Annotated in this window: 15 protein-coding genes and 2 pseudogenes; 10 read left to right on the forward strand and 7 right to left on the reverse strand. The window is 60.5% G+C overall.

What is annotated here, in order from left to right:
* Positions 1-31: 31 nt before the first annotated feature.
* The 3 genes from AC1D1B_RS18365 (at position 32) to AC1D1B_RS18375 (ending at position 4402) form a co-directional block, all read left to right on the forward strand.
* The gene (locus AC1D1B_RS18365; protein WP_477333861.1) at positions 32-1135 is read left to right on the forward strand and encodes an ABC transporter ATP-binding protein; all 1104 of its coding nucleotides are present in this window, start codon (positions 32-34) and stop codon (positions 1133-1135) included.
* Positions 1136-1169: 34 nt separating this feature from the next.
* Positions 1170-2456 carry an ABC transporter substrate-binding protein gene (locus AC1D1B_RS18370; protein ID WP_477333862.1) on the forward strand — a complete coding sequence of 429 codons (1287 nt, stop codon included), beginning with the start codon at positions 1170-1172 and terminating at the stop codon, positions 2454-2456.
* A gap of 80 nt (positions 2457-2536) precedes the next feature.
* The gene (locus AC1D1B_RS18375) at positions 2537-4402 is read left to right on the forward strand and encodes a DUF2264 domain-containing protein (RefSeq protein ID WP_477333918.1); all 1866 of its coding nucleotides are present in this window, start codon (positions 2537-2539) and stop codon (positions 4400-4402) included.
* A gap of 595 nt (positions 4403-4997) precedes the next feature.
* Here the strand turns inward: AC1D1B_RS18375 and AC1D1B_RS18380 are convergent.
* On the reverse strand, positions 4998-5489 hold the full coding sequence (locus AC1D1B_RS18380) for a hypothetical protein (protein ID WP_477333924.1): 492 nt from the start codon (positions 5487-5489) through the stop codon (positions 4998-5000).
* Between AC1D1B_RS18380 and AC1D1B_RS18385 the strand changes: the two are divergent.
* Positions 5421-5570: pseudogene (locus tag AC1D1B_RS18385) on the forward strand (integrase); the annotation flags it as partial. The gene AC1D1B_RS18380 and the pseudogene AC1D1B_RS18385 sit on opposite strands and share 69 nt — an antisense overlap.
* A 164-nt stretch (positions 5571-5734) precedes the next feature.
* Here the strand turns inward: AC1D1B_RS18385 and AC1D1B_RS18390 are convergent.
* The 4 genes from AC1D1B_RS18390 to AC1D1B_RS18405 form a co-directional block, all read right to left on the reverse strand.
* The gene (locus AC1D1B_RS18390) at positions 5735-7486 is read right to left on the reverse strand and encodes an adenylate/guanylate cyclase domain-containing protein (RefSeq protein WP_477333863.1); all 1752 of its coding nucleotides are present in this window, start codon (positions 7484-7486) and stop codon (positions 5735-5737) included.
* A 635-nt stretch (positions 7487-8121) separates the two neighbouring features.
* Complete coding sequence (locus AC1D1B_RS18395) at positions 8122-9168, reverse strand: DUF4274 domain-containing protein (RefSeq protein WP_477333864.1); 1047 nt, start codon at positions 9166-9168, stop codon at positions 8122-8124.
* A gap of 79 nt (positions 9169-9247) precedes the next feature.
* Entirely contained in the window at positions 9248-9496 is a 249-nt protein-coding gene (locus tag AC1D1B_RS18400) for a hypothetical protein (RefSeq protein ID WP_477333865.1), read from the reverse strand.
* Positions 9497-9784: 288 nt separating this feature from the next.
* Positions 9785-11575, reverse strand: a complete 1791-nt coding sequence (locus AC1D1B_RS18405) for a DUF1963 domain-containing protein (RefSeq protein WP_477333866.1) — start codon at positions 11573-11575, stop codon at positions 9785-9787.
* 710 nt (positions 11576-12285) lie between these two features.
* On the opposite strand from AC1D1B_RS18405, the gene AC1D1B_RS18410 reads away from it, so the two are divergent.
* The 4 genes and pseudogenes from AC1D1B_RS18410 (at position 12286) to AC1D1B_RS18425 (ending at position 16060) form a co-directional block, all read left to right on the forward strand.
* Positions 12286-12465 carry a hypothetical protein gene (locus AC1D1B_RS18410; protein ID WP_477333867.1) on the forward strand — a complete coding sequence of 60 codons (180 nt, stop codon included), beginning with the start codon at positions 12286-12288 and terminating at the stop codon, positions 12463-12465.
* Positions 12466-12664: 199 nt separating this feature from the next.
* The gene (locus AC1D1B_RS18415) at positions 12665-12898 is read left to right on the forward strand and encodes a hypothetical protein (protein ID WP_477333868.1); all 234 of its coding nucleotides are present in this window, start codon (positions 12665-12667) and stop codon (positions 12896-12898) included.
* A gap of 299 nt (positions 12899-13197) precedes the next feature.
* Positions 13198-13879: pseudogene (locus AC1D1B_RS18420) on the forward strand (class I SAM-dependent methyltransferase).
* A gap of 372 nt (positions 13880-14251) precedes the next feature.
* Positions 14252-16060, forward strand: coding sequence for an OmpA family protein (locus AC1D1B_RS18425; protein ID WP_477333869.1), 1809 nt, complete (start codon positions 14252-14254; stop codon positions 16058-16060).
* A gap of 589 nt (positions 16061-16649) precedes the next feature.
* On the opposite strand, the gene AC1D1B_RS18430 is transcribed toward AC1D1B_RS18425, so the two are convergent.
* A complete protein-coding gene (locus tag AC1D1B_RS18430) occupies positions 16650-16976 on the reverse strand; it encodes a hypothetical protein (RefSeq protein ID WP_477333870.1) in 327 nt (108 codons plus the stop codon).
* Between the two features lie 970 nt (positions 16977-17946).
* Between AC1D1B_RS18430 and AC1D1B_RS18435 the strand changes: the two genes are divergently transcribed.
* The gene (locus AC1D1B_RS18435; protein ID WP_477333871.1) at positions 17947-18423 is read left to right on the forward strand and encodes an Hsp20 family protein; all 477 of its coding nucleotides are present in this window, start codon (positions 17947-17949) and stop codon (positions 18421-18423) included.
* Between the two features lie 364 nt (positions 18424-18787).
* The gene (locus AC1D1B_RS18440) at positions 18788-19009 is read left to right on the forward strand and encodes a hypothetical protein (RefSeq protein WP_477333872.1); all 222 of its coding nucleotides are present in this window, start codon (positions 18788-18790) and stop codon (positions 19007-19009) included.
* A 445-nt stretch (positions 19010-19454) separates the two neighbouring features.
* On the opposite strand, the gene AC1D1B_RS18445 is transcribed toward AC1D1B_RS18440, so the two are convergent.
* Complete coding sequence (locus tag AC1D1B_RS18445) at positions 19455-19937, reverse strand: outer-membrane lipoprotein carrier protein LolA (protein ID WP_477333873.1); 483 nt, start codon at positions 19935-19937, stop codon at positions 19455-19457.

A 19937-nucleotide genomic window follows, 5' to 3' on the forward strand; every position in this document is an offset into this window, starting at 1 on the left:
CGACACCAGCCTTTCAACGAGGTGACATGACATGACCACGCTGGCCCTGAGCAAGATCCAGAAGCGCTTCGGCGCCGCCGAGATCATCCGCGGTGTCGACCTGCAGATCGGCAGCGGCGAGTTCGTCGTCTTTGTGGGTCCATCCGGATGCGGCAAGTCCACTCTGTTGCGCATGATTGCCGGTCTTGAACCGATCTCCGGCGGCGAACTGTCGATCGGCGGCAAGCGCATGAACGAGAAGGCGGCTGCCGAACGCGGCATCGCCATGGTGTTCCAGTCCTATGCGCTCTATCCGCATATGAGCGTCTACAAGAACATGTCGTTCGGGCTCGAGACGGCGCGCATGCCAAAGGCCGACATCGACAAGCGCGTGCGTAAGGCGGCCGACATCCTGCAGATATCGCAATTGCTCGACCGCAGGCCCAAGCAGCTTTCCGGCGGCCAGCGCCAGCGCGTCGCGATCGGCCGCGCCATCGTACGGGATCCGAAGATCTTCCTGTTCGATGAACCGCTTTCCAATCTCGACGCCGAGTTGCGGGTTCAGACACGCGTCGAAATCGCCAGGCTGCACGCCGACATCGGCGCGACGATGATTTACGTCACGCACGACCAAGTCGAGGCAATGACGCTGGCGGACCGCATCGTCGTCCTGCGTGCCGGCGTCATCGAGCAGCAGGGCACGCCGCTCGAAATCTACAACCGGCCGGTCAATCGTTTCGTCGCAGGCTTCATCGGCTCGCCGAAGATGAATTTCCTCGAGGTTCGTGCGGGCGCATTGGGCAGCGATGGTCTGGCTGTCGATCTGGCCGGATCGACAGTGGTGGTACCGGCCACGGATACGCCCACTCCAGGCGAAATGCTCAGCCTCGGCGTGCGGCCGGAGCACATACATATTGGCGAAAGCAGGGGGCGGGCTGGCGACAGCGGGGGACTGAAACTCGGTTCGCTGACGGTGGTCCATGTCGAGCACCTCGGCGGCCAGACGATCGCCTATGGTCGGCTGGCCGACAAGCAATCGATGACGGTCGCGCTGGAAGGCCAACAACGAATTGCCGCCGGAGATGTGCTGGACGTCTGCACCGGGTCCAAACACTGCCATCTCTTCGACAGCGAAGGTCGCCGCGTCGACGGCTGAAACAACCACGATCCATTCTTTCAGGGAGGAAAGCATGCTCAACAGACGCGAACTTCTGCGCAACGGACTGCTGTTCGGCGGTGCCGCCGCAATGTCTCAGACGCCAATCCTGAAAGCGCTGGCGCAGGATGCGACCATGCGCCTTTACTGGTGGGGAGCGCCCGCCCGGGCGGAGCGGACGCTCGGCGTCGCCAAACTGTTCGAAGCCGCGCATGCCGGCGTAAAGATCAATGGCGAGGTCGGCGGGGCCGACTATTGGCCGAAGCTGACGACGATGATCGCCGGTGGCAACGCTCCCGACATCTTCCAGCTGGAGCCGGGCCGTTTCGCCGACTACAGCCGCCGGGGCACGAACCTGCCGCTGAACGATTATCTCGGCAAGGTCATTCGCACCGACAAATTGGCCAAGGGTGTGCTCGATCTGGGTACGGTCGATGGCAAGGTCACCGGGATGCCGCTTTCGCTGAACGCCTTTGCGCTGCTCTATGACAGCGAAGTCTTCAAGCAGGCCGGCATTGCGCCGCCATCGGCGAAAACCACCTGGGATGATTTCGCCAAGACCTGCATCGAGCTGACCAAGGCCATTGGCAAGAAGAACGTGTGGGCTGTCGGCAACGCTTGCCGCTACAATTATGCCTTCAACGCGTTTCTGGTGCAGCGCGGCAAGAAGCTGTTCACCGAGGATGGCAAGATCGGTTTCGACGCGAATGACGCCAAGGACTGGTATGGCTACTGGGACAGCCTCGCCAGTAATCGCGGCTGCGTGCCTGCCGAGATCCAGGCGCTGGACAAGCTGCTGGTTGATTCCAACCCGCTCTCGACCGGCAATGCCGTGATGGCGATTGCCTTTTCCAACCAGCTGCCGGCCTATCAGGCGGTCACCAAAAACCCGCTTGAAATCACCTCATTGCCTATTCTGTCTGAAACGGCGCCGTCGGGCCTGTTCTACCGGCCGGGTCTGCACTGGTCGATCGCCAGCACCGCAAAGAACCCAGATATCGCTGCCCAGTTCATCGACTTCTTCGTCAACGACATTGAAGCCGGCAAGGTACTGGGCGTCGAGCGTGGCGTGCCGGTCAACCTCGACGTGCGCAGTGTCGTCACCCCGACAATCGATGCGGTCGCCAGGAAGACGGTAGACTATATCGCGGCCATTGCCGGCCGCGTCGGGCCTTATCCGCCGCCGGTTCCGTTGGGCGCTTCCGAGTTCGAGGAGCGTGCTTTCCGCCCGATTGCCGACAAGCTCGCATTTGGCCAGTTGACGCCGGCTGATGCCGCTGAGCAACTGGTCGCCGAGGCCGGACGCATCCTCAAGGGCTAAGAGTTCTTGGCCCTTGACCGGCGCGGCGCGCTACCTCCCAGTTGGCGCCGCGCCAACCTTTTTGGCACAGCAGGCAGCTCATGCGTGATGACATCTACCCCGATTCCTTGTTCCGACCGTGGGCGGGTAATCCGCTCGAGACCCGGGCCGACGTCGAAGCGGCGCTGAAGGTTCTCGCGCTCCCCGTCGAAAAATACCGCTCCAAAGGCGGTGCGCGCATACGCATCGAGGCGACCGCGGCTCATTTCGGTCAGGCGGCGGCGGACCTTGAAGGCTATTCCCGCCTGCTCTGGGGCCTGGTTCCGGCGCAGGTCGGAGGTGCCGACTGGATCGATTGGGCGCCGATCGCGCGCGGCCTTGCGGCGGGGACCGACCCCGGCCATCCCGAATACTGGGGCACGCCCGGCGACCGCGACCAGCGGCTTGTCGAACTTGCGGCGATCGGTTTTGCCCTGCGGCTCGTTGCCGACAAGATCTGGGAGCCGCTCGACGCGAATGCCCGCGCCAATGTGGCGGTCTATCTCCGCCGTGGCCACGAATGTGTGTTTGGCGGCAACAACTGGAAGTTCTTTCGCCTGCTGATCGGCATGGGGCTCAATGCGGTCGGCGCCGACCACGATCGCCGCCTGGACGAACGATACATCGCCGAGCTCGAAGCCCTGTACCTCGGCGACGGCTGGTACAGCGACGGCGACACGCGCCGCGCCGACCACTACGTTCCGTTCGCGTTCCAATTCTACGGCCTCATCCTTGCCGTGCTCGACGGCAGCGGCCACACACAGGCCTACCGTCAGCGCGCCAGGCTGATCGCCGACGACATGTCCCGCTGGTTTGCCGACGACGGCCCGGCCCTCGTCTTCGGCCGTTCCATGACGTATCGTTTTGCGATTGCCGGCTTCTTCGGCGCGCTCGCCTTCGCCGACGAAGAGGCGCTGCCGTGGGGTGACCTCAAGGGCTTCTATCTGCGCAATCTGCGTTGGTGGGCGAAACAGCCGATGGCCGCCCGGGATGGCATCCTTCCCGTCGGATACGGCTATCCGAACCTGTTGATGTGCGAGCCATACAATTCGCCGCAATCGCCTTACTGGGCGTTGAAGGCATTCCTGCCGCTGGCCTTGCCTGCCGAGCATCCATTCTGGGCCGCGAGGGAACAGAATTGTCCCGAACGGCAAGATGTTTGCGTCCAGATCCACCCCGGAATGATCATCGCCAATCCGCCCGGCGATGCGATCGCGCTATCGGGCGGCCAGCAAGTGGGGCCAAGCGATACATGGGCCCGTTTCGGTTCGCAAAAATACTCGAAGTTCGCCTACTCGGCGCGCTACGGGTTCAGCATCGAAAGCGATCAGACCCGTTTTGCCGATGCCGTTCTCGACAACATGATCGGCTTCAGCGAGGACGGCCTCCATTTCCGAATCCGCGAGGACAATGAGGAGGCAATGGTTGCCGACGGTGTGCTGTTCTCGCGCTGGCGGCCCTATCGGGACGTCAAGGTCGAGACCTGGCTATATTGGCATGGCGATTTCCACGTGCGTGTTCATCGGATCGAAACGCCGCGTGACCTGCGCACGACGGAAGGCGGTTTCGCCATTCCGCGCATAGACGGGTCGGCCGGTGCATTTGAAGCGTTGGACGGTTCGGCAATCCTTGAAACCCCTTCGGATTTCTCCGCCCTGATCGACCTTTCGCCATCGGTCCGGCGTGCCGGAAAGGTGCTTCTGGCCCAGCCCAACACCAACCTCGTCGCGCCCAAGACCTGCGTCCCGCAGCTGACGGTCAAAATTCGAGCGGGCCGCAGCGTATTGAGCTGCGCGGTGATCGCGCTCGGCAACCCGGCAGCCGCGCGCGCGGCACTTCAGGCATTGCCGCCGAAACCCGATCCGCGCGCTCTTCATGCACTCGTCGCGACCAAGGGGAAACCGGTCACGCTGATGAGACGCAACTAGGGTGGTCTGAACGCCGCGGCGCCATGGGTAGGAAAATGCCGCGAAATCGCCTATGTGAGCGGCAATTCGAACCGTCTGCAGCGGCAAAGCCACTACGAATGCAAGAAAACGATTACAAAAGCGTCCGGATTTCGGTCGCCCCGATGATGGATTGGATGGATATCTCAATATAATCAGCTAGTTACGAGATGTTGTGTGCAAGAATCGCACACGAAAGTTCTGCTTCTCTTCTTTTTTCGTTCCAACGATTGAGCCGCCGACAACCCTTTCGGACGCTCTTCTGCCGACGAGAGTGACCGCTCCAACGCGGATGTTCTCCGGGATATCCGTGAACCTCATTGTCCTCCGCAGCGTCCAGTCCGCCTGGGGTTCATGGAAGCTTTCGAACTTTCTGGGTGACACCTCGGCCGGAATTGCGAGTGCTTGTGGACAAACGGGACCCTAGATTCGGTTTTTGGATAATTTGGAAAGGCCTCGAATTCTGGCACGTGTTCCTTCCTGATAGCGCGCGTCGACACGCTCCTCCAAGTTTCTCTACGTTCTGAACGGCTGCTTCGCGCCTCATTCCGGTCATTCCGAACCGACGTTCGATCTCCTAAAAAGCGGACGTTGCCATCAGATCTCTGGCTTCGATCACCGAATGTCCCCTTGCGACGAGAGCCTGGAATTCGTCACGCATACGGATATGACGGCCTGGTTCCCTGCGAAGTGCTTTCGTTACTTCATTCCCATGACGGAATGCTGTCCGGGTGGTGCCGCCATCTGCATTGCGCCACTCAAGATGAGGGTCAGGAATGAACTCAAACCTGTTCGGCGAAGGCACTAACTGCGGCGTCAGACAGATCCATTGGTTTCCAATAATGGCGACCGAATGGAGGATCAGGTCTGCACCATGAGGCAACCATCCAGTGACCTGTCTGCTTTTGCCATCCGGGTCATTGGCAGCTTGCTCACCGCAATTGCGGTGACAATCATAATGCACGAAGCCAGTCGCCAAAAGCTCTTCCGCGGGCGGCCGAGAAACAAGGCATCCATGATCTACAAGGCGACGGGAAACATCCGCGCCATCCAGATACTGCTCGGACATTCTAAGATTGAGAACACGGTCCGATATCTGGGGGTCGACGTGGAGGACGCGCTGCTCTTGGCAGAGCGGACCGAAATCTGACGTTGGGCGGTCATCCGGCGCGACGCGGATGACCGCTTCGACGGGTTATCAATCTCAACGGCCCCGACCACCATGGGGTGGAAAGCGGTCAGTCCGGTGGCGAGGTGCTAGTGACCGCTTCGTGTCACATACAGACCTGTAGAAAGTGACCAAGAAAATTCCTGTCATTCGGGCAGACCCGCATCCTCGAGCCAAGCCATAATTCGCTGCAGGCGCTCGGGATCGCGATAGAACTGTGCGGCGGCAACACCAGAGCGAGTCATCTCCGAATGCTTGCCAAGCAGGACAGTGATGTGACCGCGGGCGGCGTCGAGCCGGCCAGTGGCGGCAGCGGTGATTGCCGATAAGATGTAGGCAAAAGGCTCGTGTGGCTCGCGCGCCAGGTAGAGCGCAGCATCGGACCGCGCTTGCTCCAGATCGCCCTGCCAGAGATCGGCCCAGGCGAGGTAGTAGATAGCCCAGTTGATGGCGTATGGGCTGAGTCGCCGCGAGGTTTTCAGGGTTGCTATGGCTCCCTGAAAATCGCCGCTATAGACCTGTGTCATGCCGAATGCGGCCGCGCAGTAGGCGTCGCTCGGCGCCAGTTCGCCCGCGCGGCGGTGGAATTCAAGGGCTTCATCGTGGCGCCACTCCATCAGCGCAGCATTTCCCTTGTAGTGCAGAACTGCGCCGGTTTCGCCTACAAGGTCCTCCGCACGCTGAAGGGCCGCCTTTGCTAGCCCAAGAGAGATCGCCGGATCGGGGGTGAAGCCAAGCCGCGCATCCAACCAATGGGTGTGCGCCAGCATAACGAAGGCGAGCGCATAGTTTGCATCGTGATGTACGGCTCGTTCGTAGAAGAATCGTGCTTGGATATTGTCGAGCTTTGTGAACTTCAGTATTGCGGTCTGGCCCTGCAGGAAGGCTTCCCACGCCTCCAAGTTGCGGGTCCCTTCGGCCGCGATCCGCGCTGTGTCGCCTTCGGTCAAGTTAACCTGGAGTGCAACGGTGACGGCTTTGGTGATTTCGTCTTGAAGTTCGAAAAAGTCGGTGAGCTCCCGGTCATAGCGCTCGGCCCAAACATGCCCACCCGACGCGCCATCGATCAGCTGAGCCGTTACGCGAATTCTGTTCCCTGCGCGCCTCACACTCCCCTCAAGGATAAAGCGTACCCCCAGATCGTGCGCCACATCCTGAACCCGCACAGTTCGGCCCTTGAACATGAGGGTCGAGTTCCGAGCAATGACCAGCAGATCGCGCAGTCGCGACAGTTGGGTGATGAGGTCCGCGACGATTCCATCGGCGAAGTAGTCCTGCTCAGGATCGCCCGACAGGTTGGCAAACGGCAGCACGGCGATCGAAGGCTTCTCAGGTGTCGAAGTGGTCGTCGCCGTAACCGTCACTGCCGGCGTGTTTGTGACCCGATAGATGCGGACCGGTTCGGCGATGTTCTTGAGAACCCGAGCACCAAGATCGTCAAACGAAAGCGCGAGCTTACTTCGAACTTGCCGGTAAGCGTCTTCTGAAATCCAAACGCCGCCGGGATCGGCAAGGGCTTCCAACCGCGCCGCAATATTCACGCCGTCCCCGTAGAGATCATCGCCGTCGACTACGACGTCGCCCAGGTTGACTCCAATGCGCAGCACGATCTGGAGACCGTCCGACTGGTCAGCATTTCCGGCAGCCATGCGTTCTTGCAGCCGTGCGGCGCACTCGACTGCGTCCACAGCGCTGGCAAACTCAATGAGAGCACCATCACCTACCAGCTTGAAGATCCGGCCACCGTGATTGGCGACCGTCGGTTCGAGAACGGTTTTCCGTCGATCCTTCAGTATCGCTAGCGTGCCGGCTTCGTCCTGCTGCATCATGCGGCTATAGCCGACCACATCGGCGGCCAGGATGGCGGCAAGGCGACGTTGAGCGCGTTGTTCAGCCATGCTGTGCGATGGCCCCCAAGGCAGGAACTATCCGTAATTGTATTGCGACGCCGCGGACATGTCCATCTGGCCGGATTTGTCGAATGGGCCAAGAGGGCGGGTTGCCCACCGCCCTGACCACTAAAGGTAAGATTTTTCGACGCTGCTGCCTAAGACCTGGCAGTCGGCTTGCCGCCCACGGCCTTTTTAGTGGAACGACTGCTCGCGGGAAATGGTGCGACCAGCCTCTATGGCGGGAAGGGGGCGCTGAGCCGCTGTTGAAGCGGCGGCGCGTCGATGTCCGCAATGGGGTCGGGCGAAGAACGGCAGCTTACCGCTGGGCGATCCCCGAAACCGGACAGTCAGGAAGCGGCCCAAAACGGCCGGACAGCAATGCGCCTCATGTCGGCCGTTAAGGTGAGCTCTGAAGCCGCCTGAAAGCAGACGATCCGGCGACCAAGCTGGAGGTCGCGGTTGCGCCAGTTCCGGACATGCAAGTTGTCCGTTTTGCCGGCGGGGCATTCGCGTTGCAGCTAGTGCACTGCCCCCCGCTGCCTCGAACGGAAAAACTCTTTGGGCTCAGTCAAACTACTAGGGACCACTTACGATCGGTCGTCCAAGGCCGAGAGTCGCACCGGGAGACGCGTCGACGCTGATCAGTTGATCCCGAACGCTGGGATGTCTAAGCCTCCGAACCGGTTTTCGTGCGCGATGCGGCGTCCGGCACCGCTTGTCGGAAGGTTGGCCGGAAGGACCGCGGCCAGCTGGCCGAGTGTTGGCTTGTACCGGGTGATGATCTCGAGGTTCCGTGACAAGTCGAACTGGATCGCCGAGCGCTGATAGAAGCCGCGTTCCATCCGAGCTTTGATGTCCATCATCATGTCGAATGTCGTCAAATCTGATTGCTTCTCCGCAACGCGAGACCGGTCGCCTTCGAACTGCAGATAAAACTCCGGGCTACTGCCAAAGAAGACGTGCAAGGCCGTCGCCAGATCGCAGTCTTCGCGCCGGGTGATCCAGAGCAGCGGCGCCAGGCCGTAATCCCAATTCCAGTTCAGCGCCGCCACATGGCGTTGATCGGGATCGGCTTGGCGCAGCCAATTTGCATAGCGCACGAATTCGCTTGGCGAGTAGTCGTCCCATGGCTGGCAATGTTTCGCCCAGGTCAGGAGCATGGCGTCGTCGTCGGCGCTTATATATTTCCAGGCGCTGGCGAGTTCGCGTCGCTTTCGTTCCTTCTCCGACCGCTCCTTCCAGAACGCTTGCCGGGCGTCCATGATCCTCGAATGACCGGGTTGGCAGATGGTCAGTTGCTCGAGCGAGTCTTTCCTGAACATCAACATGATTTCAAACCCGTCATCCGTGTTGCCGCTGAGATACCTGACATCGGGATGGGTGATCTCCATCGTGGCAAGGCCGAGTCTGGCGATCTCGCTGTCGGCGTCCGATCGAGCCATCCCGATCACGAAGCCGTAGAGGCTGATAGAACCCGGAAAAGGGGATCTGAATTCGATCTTTTCCACGATGTGGTCGCTGGCGATTCCGCTGGGATCGTTGTTCGCGCTTTGCCCGAAGCCGAACTGCACGCCGAACTTTCCGCCACGACTGTGTTCGGACCACTTCTCGCGCGGAAATGTCTCGTCGACTCGAGCTTGGGTCATTAATGGGCGAAGCTGAACAATCTTGCTGATATAGTCATCCATGCCCGCGTAGAATGCCTTTAACGAGACCCTTGGACAACCGCGCGTATGCTTTTCGGGACACGGGCAATCTCAATCGTCGTCACCTGCCGTCGCGCCCATCGTCCTCAGGCGTCAGCCGATCGAGTTCGGCAAACAACCGCTCTTCCCAAGCGGTTCGCTCCGTCGCCGACTCCCAGAGTCGCAACAGAGAATAGTGTCCGAAGCGAAAACTCTCTTCGCGCGGGTCGGCCTTCAGCTCGGAAACGATACGAGCGACGAATATTTCCGGCGAAACGGATTCTTCCATAGCCGTCCGCATCCCGAGCTTGCGCCAGACATCACCTGCCATGTCGCTATCACGGAGCATCGCCTTGAGAGCGAAAGCGACTACCTCCTCCGTCCATCCATGTGCTGCCACAACCGCCGGGACGAGATTGCCCCTGAAGTAAGTCGCATGTTCCTCGTCCCAGCGCGCCCCTTAAATGCCGATTTTCGTCAGGGCCGTTTGGTCGAGCACTCCCAACGCGCGAACAGCTGGGGCGAGCAACTGCCTATCATTGCCGGATGCCATCTAACCCCACCCGTTATCGCCGGCTGTCCAGCGGGCCGACCAGCGCCCGCGTAAGACACCCTCGCTTCAGTGGCTCTCGAAGGTGAGCACGGCGTTCTCGAAGCGCCGCGCCGCTAGGTCGGCCGGACGGATCCAGTATTGCGCCGCGCCGGCGTCGCCCATGTGCCAGTCGAGCGCATTGTCCCAGCGAAGCTGGAGCAGAAGGATGTGCTCGGGCGCCATCAACTCGGCCGCGTCCTGGATGGCGACGCCGCGGCCCAGCATCTGGTGCTGTGCGTATGAGCCGTTCTTGCTGAAGTCTGGATCGCGCAGCACGCTGTGCCGGTAGCGGAGCGCCTCGACGACAGCGTCGGGCACCTGCGCGATCCCGTCCGGATCGGCGAGCGCGCTTTCGGCGCCTTCGACCGCTGCCCTCGCGATCCAGTCGTTCAGCACCATAGGCAAGCGCTTGTGTGTATAGTGGCGCTCGAGCACACCTTCCGGCAGCGCGCCGGCGCGCAATTCCTCGAGTAGAGCAAGGAGGTCGGTCCGCTGGTTCTCGTCGAGCGCCTTGCCACGCTGGGCCTCTCCGGTCGTTGCCAACTGAAAAATCCGCCAGCGGTCCTTTTCGAATTGCGCGTAGCGTTCGAGCAGGGCGGAGAGCCGCGACCCCTCCGGGTCCTCGAACCTCGCCGGCAGGGTGTCGAGCCGAGCCTTGATCCCGATGGTCTCCTCCTTGATGTATGACTTCAGGTAACCCAGCAGGACCTCCGCCGTCCGGCGGTTGGTCGGAAAACCCTCGAAGGGGATCCAGAGCCGGTCCGTGGGCTTGTCGTGCGCGGAGAGCGCGTTGTTCCAGGAGACCGGCGCGCCGTGAAACGCGACGAGCTGCTGGCGGCGGCGCTGCTTGGCGACCTCCCATGGGAAGCCGTCGCCGGCATCCGGATCGCCTTCCTCTACTTCGGCGACGTCCTCCAACCAGCCGAGCTCGATCTCGATGCGCGGATAGAAGCGTGGATAGACCTTCTCCGGCTTGTCGTGCCAGGTCAGCCAGGGATGTCGGTAGCGGGCGTTCTCGGCGCCGTCGATCGGCTCCAGAAATCCGGGATTGTGCTGAGGACCCCAGTCCTTGCGGGCCTTGCCCTCGACGTAGCGGACGACGAAGTGGCCCGCATCGACGTCGAAATTGCCCGACATCGGCGCGAAGAAATAAAGATAGCCGTGCGCGGGGAGCACCGAGCGTGCCGGCCCGTCGGGCAGCGCGCCGAGGTCGACTTGGCCCATGAAGGTGAGCGGCTCGAGCAGCCCCTTGCGGTTGTGGATCATCGGCCAGTCCAGATCGTCGGGCGCCAGCGGCACGCCGCCGAAAAAGCTCATCGAGCCCTGCGGGTGGCGCGGCGGGAAGACGTGGCGGATGGCAAGGCAGGCGCGCGAGGCGAGCGCAATCGCCGCGCGGTCGGCATCGCTGGTGGGCGGTGCCTTGCGCTTGACATGCGCGCGGATCTTCGCCTTGTGGGCATCGTCGGAGCGTTTGGCCTGCGCCTGGGACTCCGCCGCCATCTTTGCGGCGACGTCGCCGTCGGCAGCCTTGGTGCGCGGGCGAGCGAGGTCCGCGGCAGGGCGAGCCCGCCCGGCCGCGCGGGCATTCTCGCGGGAATCCGCCGCCACGCGTTTCGCTCGAGCTTTACGTAGGCTGCGGCGAGCCTGAAGAAACGCCAGGCCGATCCCTACTATCGGGATGAGAAGCAGGAGCGTTCGGCGCAGGAGAAGCGGCTCGATCATCGCGCCGTGCCATGTCTCGACGCCGGCCAGCAGCATTATCATCGCGAATACCGCGACTAACAACGTGGCGATGAAGGTAAGGATTGCATCGAGCATTTGTGTCCCCGCCACGAGCTATCGCGTCGAAAGTGACCCCGCACCGAAGATCGTATGGCTGCGACGTCAAGTCCAGCCTGTCGCACTCGGGGACGGGCATCCCGGATTCGAGGACTTTCCTCAGATGCTCTATTCTAGGTATCTGGCGTCATTGAAGCTGAAACAATGATACCAAGGTGTTGGTCATCAATCGCCCGTCGGTCAGACAGGAACTAGTGGGAGAACCCACATTATGCGCACCCGATCGATTGGTGGCATCACCTGAACAGATCGCGCGAGATCGAAGCCGCCCTCACTACGGCGATCTTCGCCACGATCAGGTGCTGCTGGCTATGGTCGATGAGGTCTGCGCGCGTTTCGGGTGAGGCGAAGGCGCTCTAGCAGGTGCCGATATTGTTCGTCTCTGCAGTTGGATCGTCGTCTGCAGCTTGGCCAGCAAGCTCCGTTGTCCCTAAACTCGACTGTTTGGCTGCCGCGGGAGCATACGGAACTATACGGGAAGATTTCTGATTTTGGCCCACGAAAAAACCAATAAAATCAACGATGTTAATACGTCCTCCAGGCCCTTCATGTGGCTGGAGTGGGAGATCCGCGACTTTTGCTAAGTCCCCTATGTGGCCGGACTTCAAGCGGGCAAGCGACGGTGCGCGACCCGGAACCACTCTTCCCGGTCCTCGTTCATCCGACGATGCGAGAGAAGGACAGAGGAAATGGCTACCAAAGAAAAAAAGAAGAAGGTGAGCCGCGTGGTAAAGGGGCAAGAGCTGGAGGTAGAGCACCTGACGGAAATTGCCGAAGTTGCGCCGAAACAGGCGCGCGCTTTGTTGCGGAAGCATGGTGCCGACTGGGCCAAGCTTAAGGACGAAGCCGAAGATTTGAAGGAAGACTGAACTGTCGGCACGACTTTCCCATTACCGAGCGGCACTGGCCGGCCAGCCGGTTGACGGCATTGTGGCGAAGCGCTTCCGTCTTTATGAGACAGCCGACCCAGCCGGAGCGCTGGCCCGTCTCTCATTGTAACGTCAATTTAGTTTCAGCTAACAATGGCGCTCTGCTAAACTCGTGGGGAGCCGTGGATGGAGTTTCCCAATGGATGCAACGGAATTACAGACGATCAGCAACATCCTGATGCGGATTGTGACGCCAGATATGACGCCGAGAAAACTATTGAAGGCGGCAAGGAAGGAACACCCGGACGCGTCAAAGAAAGACATCGTCCACGCTGCGTTCTTTTCAATTATCGCTAACGCCGACCAAGACCACGGAAAGGTCAAAAACCTACAGGCATTCGCCATCGCAGGCCGAGTGAGCGGTGACGCTTAGTGAGGTGAGCCCTTGCGTCCTAATGATTGCCGATCACTCTGCAACTTATCGCGGACGGACCGAGAACCCTAGAAACCAGCGATCTTACTCCGATGCGGTCGGGTGGGCAAAAGCTGCCTGGCCAGAAGACCGGCCAATGCGCGCCAGAGACTAGGCACGACCTTCGGTCTTGCGTCACTGAATGGTTTGAAAGGCATTCTACTCTTCAAGTGACATTCGTTTCCAACTGACTTGTGATTGTCTCCGCAGCGACCTCGGCGGTGCCTAGACAAACGGCAGCTTCTGGAGGCGGCAGCTCAATGGGCTTGCTACTGCAGCTCGCCGTCGAGGTTCGCCAAACAACAGGCCTTTCGCCGCGGCGACCGGCGTCGCCGGATCTAGCCAAGCGTCATAGGCCGCGTCGTCGAGGATCACCGGCTGACCGCATCACCATCGAGATCAAATCCTACGCCGATCTCACCGGCTCCTTCGACAAGATATCGTCGATCGGCATGTTCGAGCATCTCGGCCTCGCCAACCACGCCACCTATTTCAAGACCGTCCATCGCCTGCTCAAGCCCGGCGGCATCTATCTGCACCACGCCATCACAAGGCGGAGCAAAGGCGATTTGAAGAAGACCCTGCGCAAGGGGCCGGAGTTCAAGGCGCTGCTCAAATACATTTTTCCGGGCGGCGAACTCGACACAATCGGGATGACGCTCGGCAATCTCGAGGCGCATGGCTTCCTCGTCTACGATGTCGAGAATTTGCGCGAGCATTATGCGCACCTGCCGGCTGTGGGCCGAGTGGCTGCAGGCACGCTTCGACGAGGCGGTCGCCGAGGTGGGTGAGGCCAAGGCGCGCCTCTGGCTGCTCTATCTCACCGGCTGCTCGATCACCTTCGAACGCGCCTCGGCACAGATTTTCCAGACCGTCGTCACCAAGCGCGCGCGGGGTCCAAGCGGCCTGCCGCCGACGCGGGCCGACATTTATGGACGGTGACGCGCGGTCTCAGCGCTCTCGATCACGATCAGGTAGCGACCAGCCTCTGAGCCGAGGCGCATTTGCACACCACCAGGTTGCAGCCGCGCATGCCTTCAGATTCGAGATTGCTGGTTATTATGCCTACGGTTAGTGCGGCCAAACGGGATTGCGCCAGAAGGGTTCAGTTTGGGCTTACGCGGATCTTGTGAGGCGGCCCGGCCGGTATCGCTGATTACCAGATAGAAATAGCAACAATTAGTGCCAATCAGAGGGAGTAGCGATTGATCCGCCTGTCGTGTCTGCTGGCAAGCGCGCCATTCGATCCTTGACGGGGAACCAATGTGCCAGTGCCCAGTTGGATAGCGACGGGACACGACACGGAGAATTTAAATGACAAGCCGACCAAAGATTTTGGCCAGCACCGCACTCGGGTTGCTCATCGCGTCAGCGCCGTTCGGGGGCTCGCTCAGCAGCGCAGCATTCGGCGCGGCACGGTTCGCCGCATCCGCACCGCCGATTTTTATCAAGTTGAAATGTAAGGAGGGCGAGTCCGCCGAAGCCTGCGCGCTAAGGCAGCAGGCTCCGTCCGAAAACGCTGCTCCACCTCCAGCGACCGAAGCACAGCCTGCTCCTAAACCGCAGGAGCAGCCAAAAGAGGCAGCCCCGGCGTCTGAGGCACCTCCCGTTCCAGAATCCACCGCACCGGCTGAACCGTCCGCGAAGCAACAGCCTGCTCAACCGGCCGAGCCGGCGCCGCAAGCCGAGCCTGCGCCCAATAAGGCTCCAGACGAACCGGCAGGCAAGCAAGCCCAGCCACCTGCGGATCAGGCGCCTTTGCCCACCACGGCTCCCCAGGCGCCTGCTGCGACCGCTAAGCCTGCGCCTGCCCAGGGCGAACAGCCGGCGGAACCTACGAAAAAACCTGCCGCCGAGCAGCCTGCCGCCGAGCAGCCTGCACCAAACCAGCCCGTGACAAAAGCCCCACCTTCAACCGAGCAGCCCCCCGCCAGCGGAAAACCGGCCGTTGGTGAGCCGGCCGCGCCCGCCCAAAGCGAAAAGCCAGTCCAGGGCGAGGCGCCAGCCGATCCGAACGCTGCCCCCATCCTGGACAGCCAGAAGGACGCGAAACGTCCGGGCAAGGATGGCAAGGTCGCCCCGCAGAGCGGCAGCGATGAGGCCACCGCGCCTGCGGCCGCCCCCGCAGATGCCGCACCACCACCTGCCGACGACAAGTCAGCGCAGCAGGAGATCAAGCCGGAGAAGATCGTTCCGGTGACGAACGAAAAGGGCACTCGCCGTGAAAAGGCGCCCGACACCCAAGCGCCGGAGCGTCCAAAAGGCGCCGATGTCCTCACGGAAATTGGCGGCCGGGTCATCATCCAGTTCAACAACCAGACGATCGTCGAAAGCAACGAAGCGCCGCGCATGAACCGTGGTGCCAAGGACGTGTATTACGAGGATCTGCCGGGCGGCCGCACCCGCGAGACGATCGTTCGTGACAACGGCAACCAAATCGTCACCATCCGCAACCGCAATGGAGACGTCATCCAGCGCTCCCGCATCACGCCCGACGGTCGCGAGTATGTGTTGAGCTATGTCGACGAGCGGTATTACCAGGACGTGCAGGATTGGCGCGACCCTGGAGATGACTTGCCGCCGATGCGGCTAACCATCCCGCGCAAGCAATACATCCTGGAGTCGGATTTGGTAGAGGATCCTGGCGACTACTACACCTTCCTTGAGCAACCGCCCGTGGAAAAGGTCCAGCGCCTCTACTCGGTCGATGAGGTCAAACGCTCGGCGCGTGTGCGCGACATCGCCCGGCGCGTTGATCTCGACACGTTGAATTTCGACTCCGGCTCGGCGACGATCTCGGACAGCGAAGTCAAAAAGCTGCAAGGAGTTGCGGACGCAATGGAGCGGCTGCTGAAGAAGAACCCGGCGGAAACCTTCTTGATCGAGGGCCACACCGATGCCGTCGGTAGCGACAATGCAAACCTGGCCTTGTCCGACCAGCGAGCCGAGGCAGTTGCCGAGGCCCTCACCAATGCCTTTGGCATCGCGCCAGAGAACCTGACGACCCAAGGCTACGGCGAGCGCTATCTTAAGGTGAACACGACAGGACCCGAACGACAGAACCGCCGCGTCGCTATTCGCCGCATCACGCCACTTGTGGCCCCCGTCGCCAGTTCCAACTGACCAAGACATCTCGCGATTCGGTAATGGCTCCCGAATCGCGAGACACTTGCGCCAAGGGACTAATGCCCGGCCTGCTCCGATGACGGAAGATGCTTGTCTTTCAAACCCCGACGGGGCTTTTTAAGACTTCATTTACCCAGCGGTTTTAGCATCCCGCTTGCGGCTAAAGTAGCAGTTCCGCATTTTCAGGCAACACCGCCCGTCGCTCTTAGTCCACCTGAGAGCGACGGGTACCTGAGGCACAAGCCGCCGGCTCTTATCAAAATGCGGGGACTGCCTCGCCGCCGGCGCGCGGGTGTTTGATGCGGGACTTGAACTTCCCCCAGAATGTACCCGCCCACTGCGTGGTGCGCGCGGCGCTTGGTCGTCCGTTCGTCGTTAAGCATGGCCACCTACCGACCGCGAAGCTGGCAAAGGGCAGAATTGTTGCCGAGAAAGCCAGCGTCATGTCCGTCTGAAAAACGGCAGGCCGCCCGAGCGGAAACGTCTCCGCGATCGAGCGGACCACCTGCGTTAAGTACCCTTATCGGCTACGAGAACTGTAGAACTCAAGCGCTCAGTCCGTCCAGATTGGCCGGACCTGATACCATTACCTCCTGCAGATTCGAACTCGCTCGATGACGCGGTGGTGATGACGCCAATGCTTGATCAGCACCACGCGGCAATGGTGTCGATGATGCCGATGGTAGTAACGGGGTCTATAGCCATTGTCATACATGTCGTCGTATTGGGAATAGCGTTGACCGTAATAGTCGGGGTACCGATCACTGTCACCATAGTAGTCGTAATTGTCTCCATAATCGTCGCCATAACCACTACCAAAGCCGATGATGACACCGCCGGCGTTTGCCGGATGGACGGCGGCGGCAGCACAAGTGACTGCGATCACCGATGAGAGAACCAGTTTTCTTAACATCACAACTCTCCATGAGCTGAGAATGTCCCGTCGGGACAAAAACGCTCTGGAGCAGCGGTTGTTCCCTCGACATCACACAGATCATCGAGCACTGAGAACGGGCGCCCCTGCCGTGTTTTAGTCAGGAAGTGTCATTCGCCGCCAGCTGTGCCCGGGTTGCAACTATGCGGCGGAAGTGGTGGCGATGGAGAGGGGTAAAGATCGAGGACACAGTGGAAGGCAAAGAGACGCCAGCGGGGGGCTCGGCCAGAGATGCAGACTGTCAACCGGTATGGGGGACACGACGCGGCGCAAAACCGTGGCAAGAGAAACCTTTCGGCGGCCAGCCGCTTTTCAGATGTCCCAAGCCGTTGAAGGACCAATCTTGCGGGAGAACAGCCCAGACAGGGAGGTCAACTGCGAGGTGGCTTTGGAAGCAGCCTTTGCGGCCTTGGTGACTGCCGCAGAAGCGCAGGGGTGGACGGCCGACGCAACGGCTTCCATTCTACTGAAAATCGCTTCGGACCACGCCCAAAAGGCCGAGACCGTCGCTGCTGCTGCTGGTACTAACAAAACAGCGACCGAAACTCGGGCCTAGACTAAGGCGGCGCGGGCGCCCCGCTTCAAGCGGTCGTTGTCACCAGGATCGCCAGACTACGCAGGGACAATCCGCGCCCCCACGCGGCGACTAGGCGGCAGCGTCGATAGCGCCGGTACAACCGCCGCCTCCAAGAACTGGAAATAGCTTCCCGGTTGTGCATACCACGTTGCAGAGTGGTTGCTCCGGCAATCCCAAGCCGAGGTTTGGTCGAGCTTTTGTTCGAAGTTAAAGGTGTCGGGGAAGCCGCGAAAAAAATCCATTCCGGCTCTTGAACGATTTCCGGGTCATTCCCAAATCGTTTGCCGTCGAGGCTTAGGCTCGACAAAACGGGCGTCGCAGTGACGCTGCGACGCTGCTTGTATCCCATGTTGCTTTACGGAGGATATGGCTATGAGAAGCTTTGATTACGCTCCACTCTATCGCACAACGGTCGGCTTCGACCGTCTCTTCGACATGCTCGACAACAGCGTGCGCTCGGACTGGCCGCCTTACAATATCGAGAAGACCGGCGACCACGATTACCGGATAACAATGGCCATCGCCGGTTTCCGTCCCGACGAAGTCGAGTTGACCCAGCACGGGCCGGAACTGGTCGTGATCGGCCAGAAGCAGCCCGAAGACAGCGATCGGCAGATCCTGCACCGCGGCATGGCGACCCGCAACTTCAAGCAAGTCTTCAAGTTGGCGGACTATGTGAAAGTTGCGAAGGCCACGCTGGAAAACGGTCTGCTTTCAGTCGACCTCGTTCGCGAAATCCCCGAGGAATTGAAGCCGCGTCGCATCGGTCTCGTTTCGTCGAGTGCTGCAGCCCCCGCTCAGCAACAGCAGATCAGCCAGGATACGGAGCGACAGCGCCAAGTCGCCTAATTCCGCGGATAACGCAAGACTGCGGTCCCGCCTCCCGGCCCAGCCGGGAGGCACAGATTGCGGAGAATGGAGATGACAACCGGACACGAATTATTGCCAAATCGGAAATGCAACACGGCTCAACAAGGGATTGCCCATCCTGAAGACGTTGTAGGCCTTCCGGATCTGACTGCTGCCGAGAAGCGGGCGATTTTGGCTTCCTGGGCGTCCGACGCCTGCTCGGTTCCCGGGATACCTCTGCTGCGTCGGCTGGAGAATGGAGCGATAGCCACGATCGACGACATCCTGTGCGCGTTAAAGACCCTGGACGGCGTGTCGGATGACAACCGTCCAAATCGAAATCGCACGCTTTGGGGAGCGCCGCATGCTCGACGCCGTCAGGACAAGCGGGCGCCTTGGCCGCATCGTCGCCGGCGGGATGATGACGATGATCCTCCACCCTGTCCGGCCTACCGTGCAATCGTCCCGAGAAGAGGCGGTGGCGGGCGATGGCGTCGCCAGAGCCGGCATTGGTTTGAGGATGGGTGGGCCGCCGGTGGGCCTGATGCCATGCGGCTTCCATTCGCGCCGGTTCTTTGGAACATAGCTGGCGCTAAGAGTAATATCGAGGGCAGATAACGACCCCTCGCTCTCTGCTGAGATCGGGTCGCAAACTCGATCGGAGCCCGCGCTCTCCGCCAGAGGCGCGGGCTTTTTGGCTCAACGGCGTTTGAAAATGTTATATTCTTCTCCATACAGGTTCGACTTCATTGCAAATAGCCCGTCTCGGAGGGGGCCGAGACGGGCTGTTCGTCGTTTCCAGTCTGGGTGAACAAACACTCGGACGACCTTGAATGATCGAGAAGGTTCCGTTCTTAATGATTGAAGGAAGGGCCTGGTCACGCATTTGGCGTTTGCTTGACCTTTGCGCAAGTTGCAGCCCTCAGGCTACCTCCCTCCAGGCTAACTGGCGCTACGGTTCTGGGGCGGCAAGCGATGCGATTCGTCCGCTGTCTCCGGGGCGGCATTGCCTGAGAGATCGGTCACCGACTTCACCGCGACTTGGCGGTGTTGTACTCGCGGTTTGCCGCGTAATCGATAGTGAAGGTTCCTTCGGCGAATGGAACGCCTAGTTTTACATTAAAGATAGTCACCGTTGTGGTTAGTCCCTTCTCATCGGTAAGGCTCCATTTTCGTAAATCGAGTGATTTCCTGTCAAACATCATCGAAATGTTCGAATTGCCATAGGCTGACTTGTCACCCAGCTTAATAGTTATCAGATCGCCTTCTTCTTTGATGCTTTTGAGGTGGCTGCCGGAAAAGTCGACCTTGTTGTCGAGTAGCAGCTTGAGCGGCGTCTTCGAGAGCGAATAGAGCCGCGATGTCTTAAGTTTTTTATTATAGACGACCACCGATTTTCCGTCGGCTATTACGCTGACCCCTGATTGGCCGGCAAAATTGAATCGAATCTTGCCTCGCGGCGGGGTTGATGCGCTAGCGGTGGCGGCCGGCGAGTTTACGGGCTCGCCCGCCAC

The sequence above is a fragment of the Mesorhizobium sp. P2_C5_2 genome (genome assembly GCF_056404535.1).